We start from the raw sequence: 19,695 nt of genomic DNA, 5'->3' as shown, positions 1-19,695 counted from the left end.
TGAATAAAAGAAAACCACAATCATTAAGGGGGGGTACGCTTGCTCGAAGGATGGTTCAGTTGGTTCATTGTATTATGGACTGTCATTTTATTAGGGCTTATGTCTATCGGTGGATACTTTATGTTCAGAAAATTTTTAAAACGATTACCAAAAGAAGACGGTATGTCTATTTTAGATTGGGAAGCACACTACATTGATCAAACACGACACTTATGGGATAACGAGCAGAAACAATTATTAGAAGAACTCGTAAGCCCTGTTCCTGAACTATTTCGTGATGTTGCTAAATCAAAAATTGCTGGTAAAATTGGGGAACTTGCAATAAAGGAAAACGCTTCAAAAATTACACAAGATTTAATTATACAAGGATATATCGTTGCCACACCGAAGCGCGATCATAAATTTTTAGTTAAAAAATTGCAAGAAAAAGAAATTGATTATTCGAATTATAAAACTTTACTTGCAAAATAATCTTCATTTTTTCCCCTATTTTCAACAAGTTAACATCAATGGTAAACGTTTTATACGTCGTGGTTGGGACAGAAGATGTTAACAATACCAATAAAAAGACAGCGTCTTTGACGCTGTCTTTTTATTTTATACATATACAGTTTTAAGTTAGTTTCATATCTTTTTCATTATAAAAACCGTCTTCTTTTTCCATTTCCTTCTGTAATTTCGTAAAGGAACGGTACATCGCAATTCTCCATGACACAATCATCGCAAACGCAAGTAAGAAGAACATGCCACTAAGTTGTCCTAAATCAAGAGATTGGCTTAAGTATGTTTTAAATACAATTCGCACTACAAGTAATCCAATTAATATAAAAACAAATGCTTTTGAACGCTTCAAATAAATTTCTTGCCCTCTAATTTCAAATTTAGATGTTTTAATAAGAAAAATAGAGAAAAACAAACCAACGCCAATAGCTTCTAACATTTCTGCTGGAGTTAATCGGAATTCAGGAAAAACATACATCAATGCTCCCGTGCTCATAAAAAATGGTGGAAGTATAATTTTTTTCAATGTTGCGGGTTTCTTAGCTGCTTTTAAACGAATAAACATCGCACCGACAGCCATACAAACAGCAACGATACTTGATAAAAGAACTATGTTCATATTTTCTCATCCTTTTTTGTGGCTATATGCAAAATATACTTTCATTATATGCTTTTCCGTTAGTATTTCCAACATTTTCACAGAATAATACTAAAAACCGGTAAAACCACCAAATAAACTTGAGAAATATACGATAATTTTCGTCATCCAATTAAAGTATAAGAAGATACCCATAACAATCATAATGTATCCTCCGACTTTCATGAACGCCATACTATTTCTTTTAATCCAAGACATTTTCGTAATAAAGAATGAAAGTACGAAAAAGGGAATCGCAAATCCAAGTATGTAAGCAATCATATAAATCATTGCCGATTCTGGATTTGTTGCAGCTAATCCAATTACAGACACTAAAATAGGTCCAGTACATGGTGTCCACCCTGCAGCAAATGCCAATCCAATTAAAACTGAACCAAAATAACCACTCGGACGGTTTTTGAAAGTAAATTTACGATCTTGCATTAGAAACTTCGGCTTAAATACACCGACAATAATAAGACCGAACACGATGATAAATATACCACCTAACTGTCTAATTAAATCTTTATAATCTGTAAAGATTCCTCCGATAAAACTAGTACCAAATCCAATTGCAATAAATATAATTGAAAATCCAAGTAAGAAAAACGCTGTATGTATCATACTTCTTTTGCGAAGCATTGCATTTTCTTCTTTCAATTCAGAAACCGACATACCTGTTATGTACGATAAAAATGCCGGATAAAGCGGTAAGCAACATGGGGAAATAAATGATAAAAACCCGGCGCCAAACGCTAAAAAAATACTAATATCTTGCATAATTCCACTCCTCTCCTTACATATTGTAGCAAAAACACATAAAAATACTATGAACAATTCGTGAACTCACTTTAACAACGTGATAATAAGAAAAACTACCCTTTCAAACAGTTTCTAATACAACGTTTTTATTTCCTTCTATTATATAGAACAATCTCAATTGAATTATGAAGCTCTTTCTAGTTGTTACTAACATAACAAAGGTTTCACAGTTTCTCAAATACTTAGCACATTACAATTAACTTCACACATATCGACCTGAAAAAATATTTTTTTCAAATGCTGTCTTTATACAATGCAACGCTGATTTTACAATACTTTAATTATTATTAATTTCAAGATTATGCATAAATATCATACTTTTATTATTATTCTATAAAATGTCGCACTTTTCTTTCAGTTGACCCTTTATTTTTAATTTTGTATACTTCCCTCTAGTTATATATGTCCGTTACGGAACAATTTCATATAGATGGGAGGAATTTTTCATGCTTCGTTATTCTCTTTTAGTTTTATTAGGAGCGTGTAGTTATGGGATTTTAGCTATTTTCGTTAAACTTGCTTATGCAGAAGGATTTTCACTTGGAGAGGTAATTGGTAGCCAATATTTGTTCGGTTGGATTATTTTGCTTACTATTACACTTCTATTTTCTAGACACCGTGTTCCATTAAAACAAGCCTTAATTTTATTCGTTGCAGGAACATCGGCAAGCTTCACTGGAATTTTTTATTACGCTTCATTAAAAACTGTACCAGCTTCTATTGCAATTATACTTTTATTCCAGTTCGTTTGGGTTGGGATTATCATTGAAGCAGTCGCAACGAAAACATTACCTTCAAGAGAAAAAGTTATTTCGGTTATTTTCTTACTTGTAGGTACATTTTTATCAAGTGGTTTAATAGAAAAATCAGCAGGTGATTTCGATACGACTGGAATCATTTTAGGTTTATTATCTGCCGTTACATTCGCAACATACATTTTCGTGAGCGGAAAAGTTGCTGTTGAAGTGCCTTCATTACCGCGCGGTGTTCTTTTAATGGCTGGTGCTTTAACTTTAGTAATGCTCGTATTCCCGCCAACATTTATTATGAACGGTGCCATTTCTCAAGGGCTTTGGAAATATGGCTTAGGATTAGGAATATTTAGTATCGTTATTCCGTCTATTGCCTTTACAATTGGCATTCCAAAAATCGGGTCTGGATTAGCGACTATTCTTGGTGCAGCCGAACTACCAGTTACAACAATTATGTCTGTATTCGTTTTAAAAGAAGCTGTACTATCTTCACAATGGTTCGGTGTATCACTTATTTTAATCGGTATCGCAATCCCGCAAATTGCATACGCAATGCGTGGACGTTATAAAAAACAACATACTCATAAAAAAGTGGCAGCATAAACGAGAGAGGATTTTCATTTGAGAATCCTCTCTTTTATTATTGTATAATTAATATAAATACTTCACTTAAGAAAGAGGGCATAATAAGTGGCATCCATTCCAAATCAATTAACAGAAAAACTTATTTCTATTCGTCGACATTTACACGAATACCCAGAACTATCATACGAAGAATTTGAAACGACAAAAGCGATAAAAAATTGGTTAGAAGAAGCTAACATTACTATTATTGATTCTAATTTAGAAACAGGAATTATCGCTGAAATTTCTGGTAATAACAACGGACCGATTGTAGCGCTTCGTGCTGATATCGATGCCCTTCCTATACAGGAAGAAACAGACCTTCCATACACTTCAAAAATACAAGGTAAAATGCATGCTTGTGGGCATGATTTTCATACAGCTGCTATGTTGGGTGCGGCTTACTTATTAAAAGAAAAAGAAGCTTCACTTAACGGAACTGTTCGCTTTATATTCCAAGCTGCTGAAGAAAGTGGAAACGGAGCATGTAAAGTTGTTGAAGCTGGGCATTTAAAGAATGTACAAGCCGTGTTTGGTATGCATAATAAGCCCGATTTACCAGTAGGTACAATCGGTATTAAAGACGGTCCACTAATGGCTGGAGTAGATCGATTTGAAATTGAAATTCATGGTGTTGGGACACATGCAGCTGTGCCTGATGCCGGCGTCGACCCTATCGTTGCATCATCTCAAATCGTTATGGCACTTCAAACAATTGTAAGCCGAAATATTAGTTCTTCTCATAACGCTGTCGTAAGTGTAACAAACATTCATTCAGGGAATACATGGAACGTTATTCCTGAAAAAGCTACATTAGAAGGAACTGTTCGTACATTCCAAGCTGAAACACGTGAAAAGATTCCGGCATTAATGGAACGTATCATTAAAGGCGTTTCTGATGCACTAGGTGTAAAAACAGAATTTCGATTTTACCCAGGTCCTCCTGCTGTTCAAAACGATAAAGTACTCACTGATCTTTCTATTCAGATTGCAGAGAAAATGAATCTAAACGTTATCTCTCCTACACCATCAATGGCAGGAGAAGATTTTTCTTTTTACCAACAAGAAATACCAGGTTCATTCGTCTTTATGGGAACAAGTGGTACACATGAATGGCATCATCCAGCTTTTACAGTAGATGAAAAAGCATTGCCTATTAGCGCGGCTTATTTCGCCTTATTAGCCGAAGAAACTATTCATCAACTATTACAAGCAAAAAGCCGTTAAGTTACCCTTAACGGCTTTTGCTTATGCTGTTAAATCTCGTTTTATAAATACAGTATAGGAAACCCCTAAAAATACAGCTAAGTATAAAAGAAGCATACAAGAAGCAAATGGGAATGTTACTCCATCAATAAAGCTTCCACCCTTTAACAGCCCATATAAATCTGTATTCGCTGGTAATAAATATTTCGCCCATTCATATCTTGATGCCGGAATTAGCGCTATTCCCCCTGATAAAGCGAGAAATAGAGAAATCCCGATTGCACCTCCGCTCGATCTAGTTAAGATGGAAATCATAAAGGCAAATGCAGCATACACAAGAGTTGGTAACCAAGATAAAATATAATATTTACTTGCTTCTACGAAAATATTTTGTTTTATTATATTTCCATTTTGAACGACAAATTCAGTCCAAGCTGGTTGTTGGAATTTATAAATAATCAGCCCACATAATACGGAAAAAATCATATTAAATATAAACAATAACGCTGCAAATATAACGATTGCTAAAAATTTTGCTGTTAATATTTTAAATCGACTCGCTGGACGAATCGTTAAAAATTTATATGTTCCCCAGCTATATTCATTCGCAAAAATTGTACTCGCATATACGAGAATAAATGGAAGTAAAATAGGAAAAACAATAAAACCAGTATCTCTCATGAAAGAAAGTGGAGAACTACTTGCTGGCGCTGTATTCGTATCTAAATGCTTCATTTTAAGCTGGTATTCCTTTACAAGCTCGTCTCCTGACTTTTCTGTTAAAATATCCTCTTTTTTCATGCCGAGCTTTTTCTCAATTTCTACAGTTCGTTCTGTATAATCCGCTTTCCACCCTTTTGTTTCTGGCTCTAAATACTTTACCGTAACCCATCCTAATCCAATAATTAATACCGCAATAACTGCAAAAGGAATAATCGTTCGCTTTCGCTTAAATATTTTATACAGCTCGTTATAAACTAAATTAAACAATATCTTTTCCCCCTGTTAATTCTAAAAACTGCTCTTCTAGCGTTTTTCTTTCCTCATAAACACGATAAACTTGAATATTTTTCTCCATCAATATACGCAGAATATTCGGAATTTCTTTATCTTTCACGTTTATAATTAATTCATTTTCTTTTACTAAAACATCGTATTCTAAAACCTCTGCCGCTTTATTCGCATCATCTACACGTATATGTATTTCTTCTGTTTCTTCCTTTTTATCACTTTGAATATTTTGTGTTGCGACATATTCTCCATGCTGAATAATAATAACCCTGTCACACATTAATTCAACTTCTGAGAGTAAGTGACTAGAGACAAGAACAGCTTTTCCTTGTTCATGTGCAATTTTCTTTATGTACATCCGCATTTCATGTATACCACTAGGATCTAATCCGTTCGTTGGTTCGTCTAGTATTAATACATCTGGATTATGTATAAGTGCTTGAGCAATTCCTAAACGTTGTCTCATACCGAGTGAATATGCTTTTACTTTACGGTCAATCACTTGTCCCATTCCTAATAGTTGCACAACTTCATCGATACGCTCTTCAGTCACATTGCCATTCATTCGTCCGAAATATGTTAAATTTTCATAGCCGCTTAAGAAAGGATAAAATTCTGGTGTCTCAATTACAGCGCCAATTTTCGCAGCAGTTTTTTCAAATTGCTGTTTTACAGATTGACCATCAATCCATACTTCTCCTTCTGTCATACGAATCATTCCGACCATCATTCGCATTAATGTCGTTTTTCCAGCACCATTTGGTCCTAATAAGCCAACTACTTCACCTTTTTCCACTTCAAAACTAATATTTTCTACTAACGTCTTTGAACCAATTCGCTTTGTTAATCGATCAACTTTTACGATCGCTTGCTCATTTATCATTCCATACAACCTTTCTTCTTAACTCTTTTTTTCAGTTCTTCCCACTGTATCATGATTAATAATATGTGTAAAACGAAGAAAAAGACATGATTTCTCATGCCTTTCTCCTTGTTTCATATGACCTTTCACCCTTTAACCTTTGTATAAACCTACAACATTGCCACATTGATATTATAATGACGGTTATCATAACAACTGCTGTTACCATTATCGCATACGTCGTAATCGGTGCATTTGTTACTCCTTGGATTCCTACTGTTTTCATAAAAATAATAATAAATAATTTCAAAAATAACATACCATGAATTAATCCGAAAACGAAAGCTCCTCCGTAAATTAATAATTGCTCATAACACAATAAACATAACATTCCTTTTCTCGTCATATTCACTACTTCATACGATTTAAACTCCTCTCTTCTTACCTGTAAAAAAGAGGATGTCATTTTATAAGTAATGAAAATACATACAAAAACTCCAAATAGAAACATAGCATAAAACCACTTTACAAATATAAGTGTATATCCCGCTTTACTTATTACAGCTTCATTGAATCGGAATGATATCATAAAAAAACAAATCATTGTATTCATAGCAATCCACGTAAATTGTTTTAACCTTTTGGTAGCAAATGTTTGTATATTTTTTCTCGCTAACCGACATAAAGACATAGATCCCTTCCCCTACCTTACTTCATAACATACGTATTCTATACTACTAGTGTATAAAAATATGACATTTTAAACATCGCACTTCAATCGGAATCTTTTCTAAGCCTTTAGTCCTAGAAACCAAGCACATTTACCTCTTTAGCATAAAAAAAACGGAAATGCACTTTAGTTGCATTTCCGTTTTTTTTTTAATGAGGTGAATCTTTATATAACTTAATTATCATGACTGCCTTGTAACTTCATCAACTATTCAGCCTTCGCATCTTCCACTTCAATCCTTTTTTTCTCTCTTGCAATTTTCAAAAACTCTAACAATTCTGGATTGTTATTCATTTTTTTATAAGCCACTGACATTTCTGCAACAAAATTAGAATCACATAACTCTTTATATACAACTTCTGTTTTATACAATTTATTTGCGGATACAGGTATTACTGTAATTCCAATACCTGCTGCTACAAGCCCCATGACAGTTTGATACTCCGTTGCTTCTTGTACAATGTGCGGACTAAAACCAACATCGCGGCAAAGCGATAAAATTGTATCGTATAACGCTGGCCATACTGGTCTCGTAATAAATACGAACGGTTCATCCCTTAAATCTTCGATATGTATTTCGTCCTTTTCAGCAAGTGGATGCGCCTTCGGTAAGCATAACGTACACGAAAGTTTTTGAATTGGTTCTAACTCAAGTAATTGCGTTGGAATTGGCGGACGTAAAAATCCAATATCAATTCGATTATCATGAAGTGCATGCACCTGATCCGGTGTTGACAATTCATGTAATGCAACAGACACTCTTGGAAATTTCTTTCTATACTCCCTGACGATTGACGGTAAAATATCATATATCGCCGCACCTACAAAACCAATTGAAAGTGATCCCACTTCTCCCCTTTGAGCACTTTGTGCGACTTCTACTGCTTTTTCAATTTGTTCAAACGCTTTTTTTACTTCTTTTAAAAACATTTCTCCAGCTTCTGTTAATTCAACCTTTCTCTTCGTTCTTGAAAATAACATAACTTCCATTTCTTTTTCTAATTGCTGAATTTGTTGACTAAGCGGGGGTTGTGTCATTTGTAAACGAGCAGCTGCTCGTCCAAAGTGCAATTCCTCTGCCACTACAACAAAATATTGCAAATGCCGTAATTCCATTTTGGACACCCTTTTCATTTTCGATTAATACATCTAATATATTAATAACATATAATTTATATATTAGACAAATATTTCGAATGAACGTATAGTAGAAATTGCGAATTATTTTTTACAATTTTTATGTAAAAAACAAAGAGGTGGTTACTGTATGAAATGGTGGAAGTTAAGCGGACAAATTTTATTATTATTTTGTTTCGCTTGGACAGGTGAATGGATTGCAAAACAGGCACACCTCCCAGTTCCAGGAAGTATAATCGGTATTTTTTTATTATTAATCTCATTAAAATTTAACATAGTGAAAAAAGAATGGATACAAGACGGTGCAGACTTTTTATTAAAAGAACTTATTTTATTTTTCATCCCTTCTGCAGTCGCTGTCATTCGTTACAAAGATACATTATCACAATATGGAATCGATCTCATTTTAATTATCGTGATTAGTACACTTTGTGTCACTCTCGTAACAGGACTTTTAACAGAATTGCTATTAAAGCGGAAAGGATCATCACAATGATCGACTTTCTTTGTTTACTATTAACACTATTCACATATTGGGTATCTAAAAAAATGTATCAACGCTGGAATTGGAGTTTGCTTTCTCCCCTTCTTGTATGCCCAATCATTTTAATTGCTTTATTACTTGGATTAGATACACCATACGAAACCTACGAATCTGGTAGTCATTGGCTAACAGAATTATTAAAACCTGCTACAGTTGCTTTCGCATGGCCAATCTATAAACACTTTAATTTATTAAAAAAACATGGAACGGCCATTTTAATTAATGTCATTGTTGGTTCATTTCTATCGGTTATTACTTCCGCACTATTAGCTGATTTTTTTCAAATTGACTCTACAATAGAACAAAGCTTAGCACCGCACATTGTAACAACACCTATTGCAATGGCTATTTCAGAAATGATTGGCGGCATGTCACAATTAACAGCCGTTTTCGTCGTATTAACTGCCTTAACTGGAGCATTACTCGGTCCTACGCTCATACGCATATGCCGTATTAAAACAGCGCTCGCAAAAGGTATAATGCTAGGTACTAGCGCGAATGGAACCGGAACATCAAAAGCATTTGAAATCGGTCCTGTAGAAGGTACAATTGCAAGTTTATCAATGCTTTTAACAGCTGGAGCTAGTTTAGTTATCGTTCCGCTTTTCTTATCTTGGATACAATAAAAAAGAAAGTGTTTAAACACTTTCTTTTTTATTTGCATATTTATATAATAGCTCATAATCTTCCAAAAACGATAAAGATAATTTTTTCACTTCATCTATTCCTTTCCAATCTATTTCATGTATTAACTCATCAGGGTCTTGTATTTCCATGTTACCACCTATTAACTTCACAACATAGTAATACACATGAACTGGTACCCCATATGTTATCCCCTTTTTTTCACATAGCTTGTCTATAACTTCTACTTCATAACCCGTTTCTTCCCATACTTCACGAACACAACACTCTTCAAGCTCTTCTCCCTCTTCTTGTCCTCCGCTCGGCACAGACCATCGCTTCTCTTCATTTACTTTTCCTTGTAATACCATTAGAAACTCATTCTTTTCATTCATACATATAGCTGCCGTACCAATCCATCTTTTCATCCTATCTCCCCCATACTAACTTTCTATCTTTCTTTATATTTATCCTTGAAAAAAGAGGAGAAAAGTAAAACGATGACGAAAGATTACATCAACTTCATGAGCAGTCCCTTCTTAGAAATTCAAACCGAAAGGATGAAATTATGATTTCTAAATATGTTGTGGAATGTATTTTTTGTGAAGAAAATCGGAAACCTCGACAAGCAATTGTCACAGTGCCCGCTACTTCTCAGCTACTAGCCATTCAAAAAGTACGGGCTGAATGTAAACGTCGTTTCGGAAAAACTTTATTATTGCAAACAGAAATTAAAGAAGAATTACTCTTTGAACAAAAAGAAAGCTGACCATAAATTGGCCAGCTTTCTTATCCGATCATATTTTCACATGAAGATTAGGGGCATCCTCTTTAAGGATCGGGATTTACCCATTATGTGCGTTCCATAATGGTCATCGAACAATATATTTCTATACAATAAACTATTGAATAGAATAGGGCAAAACTTGTTCGCATTTTTTAGAAAAGGGATAGGGATATAATTCAAGTAATACTTCGAATACTCGAACTTTACACTCATTATATTAAAGCAAATCTTTTTATATGAGAAATATGAATTACTTACATAATTCATTCGTAAAATATATTAATATGCTTCTATATATTCTCTTTAATCTACTAACAACATACATCCAGCTAATATTGGTGTCATAATCATCGAAAACCTTAGAAGCATGCGAGGTGCATAATTTGTAAACTTAGCTCCTATATATGCGCCTAACATTGTCCCGATTAAAACTTGTACTAATAATACATAATCTAAATACCCTTCCGAACTATATCCAAGCCCACCTCCAATTGCGATTGGTAATATAACGAGCATTGTCGTCCCTACAGATTGACGGATCGTTAAACCTAATAGAACCATTAACCCGAGTTGGATAAAGGGTGCTGAACCAATCCCAAACGAACCAGCTAAAATTCCAGTAACCAATCCGAGACATATACATTTAATCAAGTTATCTTTCGTAAGTTCTTTTTCCTCTTTTAAAGACGGCTGCTCCCTGTTTTGGAACATAATCAATCGAATAAACATAAAAATTGCAGATAAAAATAACATACCCGCTGTAAACCAGTGCAGAAGATGCGCTGGTATTAGCGAACCAAACTTTGAACCAATAAAGGAACCAATTGCTCCAAATCCCCCAACAATCCCACCTATTACAAACACAACATTCCCTTCTCGGTAATGACTTACTACTCCAGATAATGTTGTAAATGCCATAGCAGTTAAAGATGTTGCAAGCGCAACATGAATAGGGATATGGAATACCAGGGTGAGTATCCCGATGATAAATCCTGCTCCTCCTGCTCCGACAAATCCTAATAAAACTCCCATTAATAACATTGTTATAATAATTGCCACATACTCCCCTCCAATACCCCAATTATCTATCATATGCACACTTCTATACAAACAAAAAGCACCCTAAACGGATGCTTTTACTATTTTTCTATATTGATAATATGTACTTAATCTTGATTAATCAAAATTACAGCTGGTCCAGAGACAACAACCCCGGCCACTTCTATCTTTTCAAATTCCTTCACTGTAATAGATATAACCCCTTCTCTTTCCATCAATTCCTTACTCAGGACATCAGTCGGTATCGCTTTCACCGTCTTACCTCCTTTTCATTTTATACAAAATTATAAAAAACTACCCAATGCATCTAAATATATGCATCACCTCCGCTTTCATTCCTTATTCCAGTCAAAATTCACATCCCCTTTCTATAACATATTGAAAAATAAAAAAGCACTCGCCAAAGCGAATGCCTTTCCATTATTTACTCTCTATTACTTTTAACATTCTATTAATAAATGCTGCCGATTCCCCACGTGTTGCAAAACCTTTTGGCATAAACTCATTATTCTCATTCCCTTTTACAATACCTAACCCATAAACACGTTGAACCGCCTGTTTAGCAAACCTCTAAACTAAATAACCCTTTACAATATAACAAACTCTACCCCATTCGTATGGATAGGAATGACTACTATTTGCCTACTTTTTCTATATTGGAATATGGAAAAGAAGCTATAAAAGGTATAGCTTCTTCCTCTCACTATTTCAATCTCGTTGCACCTTATATTCTATAACCCTACCATCTCTATCAAATTGCAAAACAAGACATTCACTATCTATAGAAATGAAACCACGTTCATTCCCAAGATAGTACAAAGTGGTAATTCCCTCTTCCAAACTTCTTGTTTCTGTAGGAGCCCCTAATAATTTTGTAATTTCCTCGTTTGATTTCCCTATTAATTTATGTTCTTGCATTAGGTCATCTACCATATGTACCCGTTTATCTTCAAACTTTAACCATCGTTCCTGATTAAAGTTTGAAATGTATTTATTTGCACTTAATTGTATTGTGCATACTACCAATGGAATGAGACCCACCATTATTACAGTGAACAGTTGTTTCTTATCTTTATTACGTCTTGCAGAAACATGTAGGATAGACTTTTGAATAATAACTAATAAAATAAACGGCATTACTACCACAAAAATACTCATTACACTCAATGACACATGAACCATATCAATAACGAAAATAAACGCAATGTACATTAATATATACAAACAAAAATAAGCGTACAACATTCCCCACAATATAGCGCTTTTACCTTTCTCCATCCAAATAGCACCTACTTTATCCCACTATTTGCGGGCAGTTAGACCCCACCTCAAAATTCGGCTGTACAGGGTAGGAGTCCGTTTGCCCATAAAGCCCTGCTGATTAAAGTTTTACTTTATTTTTCACTTCGTAACATAATTCATCTGGCCAATTATATCTCTAATCTTTTGTAGTTCTTGTGCTGTATATATTACTTTACCTGTTAAAATTTCATTTCTGAAAAACGTTACAATTTGCTCTCTATCTTTTAATCTCGGCAATTTTTCATTAGAAAGATCAATAACTTCTTTGCCACTCTCATTTTCAAAATATACAACCGGTTTTACTTTTCCCTTTACAATATCTACTTGTATTTCTTCCAAATAATCATACACAGTTTGAGCTAATTTTTTCGCTTTATATGCTGGATTCCCTTCATTTCTTACTTGCAAAGTTAATGAAGTTCCATCCGTAATAAATTCAAATGTCTCTTCTTTTTCAATTTCATGTTGATACTTGCCGATTTCATCAATCATAAATGAATATACACCCGCATTTTCTCTCGTTAGGCCATGGATTAATTTCCCTGTCCATTCTTTCGTCTCAAGTAAATACATGCCAGCTTTACATAAGATGAGGTGATGGATTCGATTATCGTTTATGTCACGTTTATCTCTATATTTATTGCGTATCATAAAAACGTTCGGTATAATATGAAACTCTTCTTCTAGTATGATTCCTTGCTCAACGAAACCTCGCTTCATATAATGTAATGTTTCATGCGCATTCACTTCAGCACCATTTTTGGTATATTCTCGTAAATCCGCAATTAAATTTTGAAACATATGTATTTCGTTACTATGTTTATCTTGCATTTCACTACGTTCTTTACTATGTTGAACAGCCAATTGATTTTTCATCATACGCATATTTTCAAGTTCTCTAGCTGTATTCACTTGTAAATCATTATATTTTTTCTGTTCCATATTCTTTAAAGTATCCTGTTGTTCTTTATGCTCTGTAATCGTAGCTGCAATCTCATCTTCATACGTTTCAATCGCTTGTTTCTTTTCAAACTCTACTTGCTGACTCTCTGATTCTAACTGTTTATTTTTATAAAACAGTACAAACACTACAGCTAATAATATTAAAATCCCACCTATTAGCACATACTCCATATTATTACTCCTTTATTTCATTTCCGATTTTTTTTATAAATATATCGATTATATTATACTATGCTTTTAATATACACTTTGTAAAAATTATATATTTTTTATAAAAAGGCACCTCAAGTAAGATACCTTTTTATAGTTAGACTGCTGGTAAAAAACACTTGGTACTGGCCAATTGTCCAATAATCAGTGTGGACAATCCCCATCAATTAAATTTTCACTTTATTGCACACCATATTGAATATAACTTGAATCATTATATACCCATTGATTTGTCCCTAAGCAAAGCCATCCATCTTGCTTACTCCATACTCGATATGATTCACCATGATGTAACTGTCTTATAACATTCCCGTTTAATGATGGAGCGTCTCGCAGATTCACATTATCGCCAGTAATAGTTGCCACATAATGTTTATACTGAATATAACTTGAATCATTATATACCCACTGATTTGTCCCTAAACAGAGCCATCCATCTTGTTCTCCCCAAACTTCATATGATTCGCCACGATTCAATTGGCGAATTACACTAGACTGTAAAGATGGTCCACTTCGTAAATTCACATTATCTCCATTAATTACAGCAACTCCGTATACTGGAGTCGCATTATTAGGCGTGGGAACATTACCTCCACCACTTGCTCCATTTCCTTGTAAAGCTTCTAATGAAACAGCTGCTGATACATCACAATTTCCTACACCTGAAATTTGACCAGAATCTGTGTACTGCCATGCCGTCCACTCTGTCCATCCACCAGCATCAGCAGGTGGTATACTAGAATATCTGGAAATCCATAGTGGAATGTCACTTAACCCGTTAATTCCAAATTCATTAATATACCAAACTCCTGTATATAACATTACACTTTTCCCAGTAGCTTGTTTCACATAATTTACGAAACTTCTTGCCCAATTTGATATAGTCGCACCCGTTAAACTACTATTGCTACTATCCGTTGGCGATTCTAAATCTAAAACAGGAATTAAGTCCGTCTGATTACTCTGTAATATATTCACAAAACATTTCGCTTCTGAAATTGCATCATTTTGTTCTGGGTGCGCAAAATGATATGCACCGATTAATACATTCGCATTTCTCGCAGCTTGTACATTTTGAACGAAAGTAGGGTCAATATAGTTCACACCTTCCGTCGCTTTTGCATACGCCGCTGGAATGCCAGATGACTTCACAGCATTCCAATCAATGTTTCCTTCCCAATGAGACACATCGATAAACGTAACATTTGAACTGGATCTATTTTGCATATAAAAGCTCCTATCAATTTTTTTATTCCGTATACAATATGTATAACTTCAGTTAGCGGACACGACGTTTATACTATAGTAATAAAGTTCTACTATATTTATTTTGTTGAAATGTTTAAGAAGAAAGTGGAATTGAAACTACACCGTCCACCAGAAACTCCATTAATACACTTTTAACACCTCAAAAAAGGCCTTGTAATTACAAGGCCTTTTGCAAACTCCCTTTATTTTGTAGTAAGTACATATTGTAGTAAAGTCCTTGTTCACTAAGTAACTCTTGATGTGTTCCTCTTTCTCTGATTTCCCCTTCATGCATAACAAATATTTGGTCCGCATCTTGGATTGTAGACAATCTGTGTGCAATCGCTATCGTTGTTCTACCTTTTCGCATTTGCTGCAATGCCGTTTGGATAGCCTCCTCTGTTTCTGTATCAATATTTGCCGTCGCTTCATCTAACACTAATACTTTCGGATTAGTTGCTATCGTTCTAGCAAAAGCAATTAATTGCCTTTGACCACTAGAAAACGCAGCTCCTCTCTCGACAACTTCTGTATCATACTGCTCCGATAATTTTTCAATAAACGTATTCGCTTGCACAAATCGCGCTGCTTCTTCTATCTCTTCATCCGTTATCTCTTCATTATACATACGAATATTTTGCTTTACATTTCCAGCAAATAAAAATGCATCTTGCAGCACAAGACCAATTTTCTTTCGAATTTCTTGTTCTTCAAACTTCTCTAAACCCACTCCGTCTATTACAATATTACCTGATCTAATATTGTAAAATCTCATTAATAAATTCATAATTGTACTCTTACCACTACCAGTGTGTCCGACGAAAGCAACCGTTTGCCCTGGTTTTACGTGAAAAGATACATTTTTTAAAACGTCACGCTTTCCATCATATGAAAAAGTAACATCTTTAAACTGAATTTCCCCGTTAACTACTCGTGGATTTTCACTCCCCATTTGAACAGGAGCTAAATCTTTATCATCCATTAAATAAAATACACGCGATGATGAAACGAGCGCTTGTTGGAAGAAAGATAGTTTCATCATCATCTCGTTTACCGGCTGAAAGAAGCGGTGAATATAGTTAACGAAAGCATATAAAACCCCTACTTCGACAGGACTCTTTAAAGCGTCAATTCCAAATAAACCAAGAACTAACGCAATTGCTACAATATGAACAAGATCTGTTGCTGGACGTAAAAGTAATGCATCTAATTTCAATGTACGACGTCCAGCACTATAATGCTTATTGTTGACTTCTTCAAACTCTTTTCTCATCCGCTTTTCTTGCCGGAACACTTGAACAATATTCATCCCTTGAATGGACTCATTTAACTTTGCATTTAATACACTTAGTTGATTACGTACCTCTAAATAAAAAGCTGCACTTTTCCGGCGATACAGTACCATAATCGCAAACATAATTGGAATTAATATGAGAGAAAATAGCGCTAATTTTACATCTAGTAAAAACATCGCTACTAAAATTCCCACTAAAAAGACTACATTTTTCACGAATGTTGATAGTACACTAACATAAAAATCCTTAATCGCTTCCGTATCATTCGTTATACGAGATACGAGCGTACCAATCGGCGTACGATCAAAAAAACTTAATGATAACTTTTGAACATGTTCATACACTTCAACTCGCATATCTTGAACAATCTTAAAAGCGATATTTTGAAAGTACAATAAGTCTAAATACGTAAATAATACTTTTAATAAGTGAGCAATAATATACACTACAAATAGAGTAACAAGTGCTGATTGTTCAAAGTTACGTGGTACTAAGTGTTCATCAAGAAATTGTTTAATTAAAAAAGGACCCATCATTTCAGCTACAGTTGCACCAACTAGAAATAAAAATGCTAACGCTAATAACCCTTTATATGGTCTCATATAAGAAAGCAATCTCCTTAAATCACTCTGCTTTTTCTCAGCCATCATACGCCTCCTTTCTCTACCAGTTCCTCTAACTGCTGGCTTTCATACATTTCTTTATACCAACCATTTTCGTTCATTAGTTGTTCATGTGTTCCTCGTTGCATAATCTTACCCTCATCAATAACAAGAATAAGATTTGCATGCTGAATCGCACTTAAACGATGCGCAGTAATAATCGTCGTTTTTTCTGCTCTTTCTCGTTTCAATGCAGTTAATATAGTTTCTTCTGTTTTTGCATCTACAGCTGATAAACAATCATCTAAAATTAAAATTTCAGCATTCGTTAATAACGCACGTGCAATTGAAATCCGCTGTTTTTGGCCTCCTGATAGCGAAACTCCTCTTTCACCTACTACCGTGTCATATCCTTCCGAAAATTGAATAATATCATTATGAATACAAGCAATCTCAGCAGCCCTGCTAATTTCTTTATATGTAGCATCGGCCTTTCCAAAAGCAATGTTCTCCCCAATACTCGCTGAAAATAAAAAATGATCTTGCGGTACGTATGAAATTGCAGAGCGTACACCGTGAAGTGTTACATCTCGAATATCCCGCTCACCAACTTTTAATTCACCATTAAAGTGGTCATACTCGCGAATTAAACATTTTAATAACGTCGTCTTCCCTGCACCGGTACGCCCTACAATTCCTAACGTTTCACCTTTTCTTAAGTTAAAGTAAATATCTTTTAAGTTTAATAGTTCATTCTTTTTATAAGAAAACGAATCAACTGAAAACGAAACATCACCACTTGCTATAGCATGTATAGCATTTTCCTTATTCACTACATCCGAAGTTTGTGAAAGTATTTTCTCCACACGATCATACGAAGCACGTCCACGCTCCATAATATTAAATAGCCATCCAAAAGCTAACATTGGCCATACAAGAGTCCCTAAGTATGTTGTAAATGTTACTAATTCTCCTACAGTTAATTCACCCCGTACAACTAATAATGATCCGTAACAAATTGCGATTAAAAATGAAAATCCGACAATTAGGGCAATCGTTGGATCGAATAACGAGTCAATACGTGCGACTAGCATATTTTTATGTACGACATCTTCCGATTTCTTCCGAAACGATTGTAAATCCTCTTTCTCTTGTCCAAGTGAGCGAATTACCTTCATCCCACTCATACTTTCTTGTACTTTATCATTGATTTCAGAAAACGATTGCTGTGCTTTATGAAATCTTCTATGCAGTAAAGTTCCATAATAATTTGTAGAAATAGCTACAATTGGCATCGGAATTAAACTTAATAACGTTAACTTCCAGCTAATTGTAAACCCCATCGCTACGAGTACACATCCTCCAACAGCTAATGAATCAACGAGTGTTAACACACCTGACCCAGCAGTTTGTTGAATCGCCTGAATATCATTTGTCGCATGTGCCATCAAGTCGCCCGTACGACGTGATTGATAAAAGGATGGGCTCATCTTTGTAAAATGTTCATATAAATTCTTTCGCAATTGACGAGCTAGTTTTAAAGAAGATCCAAAAATCATAATACGCCATAAGTAACGTAATATATACATCGTAATTCCTACAACTACTAATAGAATAACCCAGTTCAACAATTTTTCAGATGTTAATGTTCCATTATTAATTTCATCTACTACAATTCCTAGCACCCTTGGCGCTACAAGTTCAAGAAGCGCGACACCAAATAACATAATAATTCCGATTATGTACGCTCGTTTTTCTTGTTTAAAAAACCAAGCTAAATTAAAAAACACTTTCATATTTATCCTCCTCCCTTAAAATGAGCGATATTTTCAGTTTATCAAAAATGCAGAATTTTTAAAAGTTTTGAATATCTTTTATATCCAAAAGAAAAGGACACTCGGTAAGAGTGCCCTTTTGCGCTTATTTTGTTTGTTGCTTGTTCATCGCGCTCATCATTTGATTGATTTTCTTTTGGGAAGGTTTTTGTCCCATTTGCATCATCATCATTTTTAACATTTGTTCGTTAATTGGTGGATTTTTTTGTAAGTAATTCATCATATATTTGCGGGCAATGAAAAATCCTAACGCCACGCCTGCTACTAGTGCTACTACGCCCACTAGAATACCTAACCACATTGGCATATCTTTTCCTCCTTCATGTTGTCTACCTTACAGTGTACTAAAACCTTTTCAATAAGACAAGATACTATTCGACATTTTTTATACATATGTTCGTACTTGTTTGAGAGGATTTAACCAACCGTACTTTTTATTTTCATAATCCATCGCGAAAAATGTTAACTCACACTTTCTAAGCACCTCAAAGAAAGTTGTTTCCATGGATACATTTCCAGAAGTATTCATTCGAATATATTGTGGTTTCACCATTATTTCTCCGTATTCGGCTCCTGTATAAAGCGTATGAGTATGATTTGTTCTTTCATATTTGCCAAGAACACGCAAAGCCTGTTCTAATTTATGATGAATTTTCATTACTTGTATTGGCATCGTAATATATATCATTTGCTTATATAACACTTTCTTTTCCGAAAGGGACCCAGATTCTGAAAATCGAGCAAATAAATCAAAAAACAAATATTCACGACCAAAGTAAGCTTTCGCAATATCCTCTTGAATTAAATACAATTCATACGTTTTCATTTTTTCCCTCCCGATCTGGACAACCTTTTCCCTACATTATATAAGAGAAAATTTGCAATGATTGTCTGACTACGGAGAGAGAAAAAACTTTTCCTGTCGAAAAAACTCAATTACATAG

General features: G+C 34.5%; 22 protein-coding genes and 2 pseudogenes. 6 read left to right on the top strand and 18 right to left on the bottom strand.

Going from position 1 to position 19,695, the window contains the following annotated elements:
- Positions 1-39: 39 nt before the first annotated feature.
- Positions 40-471, top strand: a complete 432-nt coding sequence (locus ACFVQC_RS06695; protein ID WP_377892387.1) for a DUF2621 domain-containing protein — start codon at positions 40-42, stop codon at positions 469-471.
- Positions 472-613: 142 nt separating this feature from the next.
- On the opposite strand, the gene ACFVQC_RS06690 is transcribed toward ACFVQC_RS06695, so the two are convergent.
- From ACFVQC_RS06690 to ACFVQC_RS06680, 3 genes and pseudogenes are all read right to left on the bottom strand, one after another.
- Entirely contained in the window at positions 614-1,120 is a 507-nt protein-coding gene (locus ACFVQC_RS06690) for a CcdC family protein (protein ID WP_001028439.1), read from the bottom strand.
- A gap of 90 nt (positions 1,121-1,210) precedes the next feature.
- The gene (ccdA, locus tag ACFVQC_RS06685) at positions 1,211-1,918 is read right to left on the bottom strand and encodes a cytochrome c-type biogenesis protein CcdA (protein ID WP_001152675.1); all 708 of its coding nucleotides are present in this window, start codon (positions 1,916-1,918) and stop codon (positions 1,211-1,213) included.
- Positions 1,919-1,934: 16 nt separating this feature from the next.
- A pseudogene (locus ACFVQC_RS06680) lies at positions 1,935-2,084 on the bottom strand (peptidase T).
- Positions 2,085-2,406: 322 nt separating this feature from the next.
- On the opposite strand from ACFVQC_RS06680, the gene ACFVQC_RS06675 reads away from it, so the two are divergent.
- Together ACFVQC_RS06675 and ACFVQC_RS06670 are read left to right on the top strand one after the other, a co-directional pair.
- The gene (locus tag ACFVQC_RS06675; protein ID WP_377892389.1) at positions 2,407-3,315 is read left to right on the top strand and encodes an EamA family transporter; all 909 of its coding nucleotides are present in this window, start codon (positions 2,407-2,409) and stop codon (positions 3,313-3,315) included.
- 87 nt (positions 3,316-3,402) lie between these two features.
- Positions 3,403-4,563, top strand: coding sequence for a M20 peptidase aminoacylase family protein (locus ACFVQC_RS06670; RefSeq protein WP_377892390.1), 1,161 nt, complete (start codon positions 3,403-3,405; stop codon positions 4,561-4,563).
- Between the two features lie 21 nt (positions 4,564-4,584).
- On the opposite strand, the gene ACFVQC_RS06665 is transcribed toward ACFVQC_RS06670, so the two are convergent.
- The 4 genes from ACFVQC_RS06665 to alsR all read right to left on the bottom strand — a co-directional run bounded on the left by ACFVQC_RS06665 (position 4,585) and on the right by alsR (position 8,261).
- Positions 4,585-5,532 (bottom strand): ABC transporter permease, encoded by a 948-nt coding sequence (locus tag ACFVQC_RS06665; RefSeq protein WP_377897776.1) that lies wholly within the window; start codon positions 5,530-5,532, stop codon positions 4,585-4,587.
- A complete protein-coding gene (locus ACFVQC_RS06660) occupies positions 5,525-6,436 on the bottom strand; it encodes an ABC transporter ATP-binding protein (protein ID WP_377897774.1) in 912 nt (303 codons plus the stop codon). Before ACFVQC_RS06660 ends, ACFVQC_RS06665 begins: the two co-directional genes overlap by 8 nt.
- Before the next feature lie 94 nt (positions 6,437-6,530).
- Positions 6,531-7,106, bottom strand: coding sequence for an FtsX-like permease family protein (locus ACFVQC_RS06655; protein WP_377892393.1), 576 nt, complete (start codon positions 7,104-7,106; stop codon positions 6,531-6,533).
- A 246-nt stretch (positions 7,107-7,352) separates the two neighbouring features.
- Positions 7,353-8,261, bottom strand: coding sequence for an acetoin biosynthesis transcriptional regulator AlsR (alsR, locus tag ACFVQC_RS06650; RefSeq protein WP_002146263.1), 909 nt, complete (start codon positions 8,259-8,261; stop codon positions 7,353-7,355).
- A gap of 151 nt (positions 8,262-8,412) precedes the next feature.
- On the opposite strand from alsR, the gene ACFVQC_RS06645 reads away from it, so the two are divergent.
- Positions 8,413-8,778 (top strand): CidA/LrgA family holin-like protein, encoded by a 366-nt coding sequence (locus ACFVQC_RS06645; protein ID WP_377897772.1) that lies wholly within the window; start codon positions 8,413-8,415, stop codon positions 8,776-8,778.
- Positions 8,775-9,452 (top strand): LrgB family protein, encoded by a 678-nt coding sequence (locus ACFVQC_RS06640; RefSeq protein ID WP_377897769.1) that lies wholly within the window; start codon positions 8,775-8,777, stop codon positions 9,450-9,452. The genes ACFVQC_RS06645 and ACFVQC_RS06640 overlap by 4 nt, the downstream gene beginning before the upstream one ends.
- A 12-nt stretch (positions 9,453-9,464) precedes the next feature.
- Here ACFVQC_RS06640 and ACFVQC_RS06635 read toward each other — a convergent pair whose 3' ends face one another.
- On the bottom strand, positions 9,465-9,878 hold the full coding sequence (locus ACFVQC_RS06635; RefSeq protein WP_377897767.1) for an NUDIX hydrolase: 414 nt from the start codon (positions 9,876-9,878) through the stop codon (positions 9,465-9,467).
- Positions 9,879-10,018: 140 nt separating this feature from the next.
- Here ACFVQC_RS06635 and ACFVQC_RS06630 point away from each other — a divergent pair, with 140 nt between their 5' ends.
- On the top strand, positions 10,019-10,219 hold the full coding sequence (locus ACFVQC_RS06630) for a DUF3903 domain-containing protein (RefSeq protein WP_002111199.1): 201 nt from the start codon (positions 10,019-10,021) through the stop codon (positions 10,217-10,219).
- A gap of 321 nt (positions 10,220-10,540) precedes the next feature.
- On the opposite strand, the gene ACFVQC_RS06625 is transcribed toward ACFVQC_RS06630, so the two are convergent.
- The 10 genes and pseudogenes from ACFVQC_RS06625 to sirA form a co-directional block, all read right to left on the bottom strand.
- Positions 10,541-11,296 (bottom strand): sulfite exporter TauE/SafE family protein, encoded by a 756-nt coding sequence (locus tag ACFVQC_RS06625; protein ID WP_377894613.1) that lies wholly within the window; start codon positions 11,294-11,296, stop codon positions 10,541-10,543.
- 107 nt (positions 11,297-11,403) lie between these two features.
- The gene (locus ACFVQC_RS06620; protein WP_002146257.1) at positions 11,404-11,550 is read right to left on the bottom strand and encodes a BC1881 family protein; all 147 of its coding nucleotides are present in this window, start codon (positions 11,548-11,550) and stop codon (positions 11,404-11,406) included.
- Positions 11,551-11,716: 166 nt separating this feature from the next.
- Positions 11,717-11,863, bottom strand: a pseudogene (locus ACFVQC_RS06615) (S-layer homology domain-containing protein); the annotation flags it as partial.
- A 141-nt stretch (positions 11,864-12,004) separates the two neighbouring features.
- Positions 12,005-12,574, bottom strand: coding sequence for a G protein-coupled receptor family protein (locus ACFVQC_RS06610; RefSeq protein ID WP_377897764.1), 570 nt, complete (start codon positions 12,572-12,574; stop codon positions 12,005-12,007).
- A gap of 123 nt (positions 12,575-12,697) precedes the next feature.
- Positions 12,698-13,732, bottom strand: coding sequence for a nuclease-related domain-containing protein (locus ACFVQC_RS06605; RefSeq protein WP_377897762.1), 1,035 nt, complete (start codon positions 13,730-13,732; stop codon positions 12,698-12,700).
- A 219-nt stretch (positions 13,733-13,951) separates the two neighbouring features.
- A complete protein-coding gene (locus ACFVQC_RS06600) occupies positions 13,952-14,998 on the bottom strand; it encodes a GH25 family lysozyme (RefSeq protein ID WP_377897760.1) in 1,047 nt (348 codons plus the stop codon).
- Positions 14,999-15,197: 199 nt separating this feature from the next.
- The gene (locus ACFVQC_RS06595; RefSeq protein WP_377897757.1) at positions 15,198-16,961 is read right to left on the bottom strand and encodes an ABC transporter ATP-binding protein; all 1,764 of its coding nucleotides are present in this window, start codon (positions 16,959-16,961) and stop codon (positions 15,198-15,200) included.
- Positions 16,961-18,712, bottom strand: coding sequence for an ABC transporter ATP-binding protein (locus tag ACFVQC_RS06590; protein ID WP_377894604.1), 1,752 nt, complete (start codon positions 18,710-18,712; stop codon positions 16,961-16,963). The genes ACFVQC_RS06595 and ACFVQC_RS06590 overlap by 1 nt, the downstream gene beginning before the upstream one ends.
- Positions 18,713-18,836: 124 nt before the next feature.
- Entirely contained in the window at positions 18,837-19,058 is a 222-nt protein-coding gene (locus ACFVQC_RS06585; RefSeq protein ID WP_001132292.1) for a YneF family protein, read from the bottom strand.
- 78 nt (positions 19,059-19,136) lie between these two features.
- Positions 19,137-19,577: a sporulation inhibitor of replication protein SirA gene (sirA, locus tag ACFVQC_RS06580; RefSeq protein WP_002146251.1), complete on the bottom strand. Its 441-nt coding sequence runs from the start codon at positions 19,575-19,577 to the stop codon at positions 19,137-19,139.
- Between the last annotated feature and the right edge of the window lie 118 nt (positions 19,578-19,695).

It is taken from the genome of Bacillus sp. NPDC057893 (assembly GCF_042796455.1).
Lineage (GTDB): Bacteria > Bacillota > Bacilli > Bacillales > Bacillaceae_G > Bacillus_A.
The sequence above is the reverse complement of the archived record's forward strand: the minus strand, read 5'-3'. Positions and strand labels throughout refer to the sequence as shown.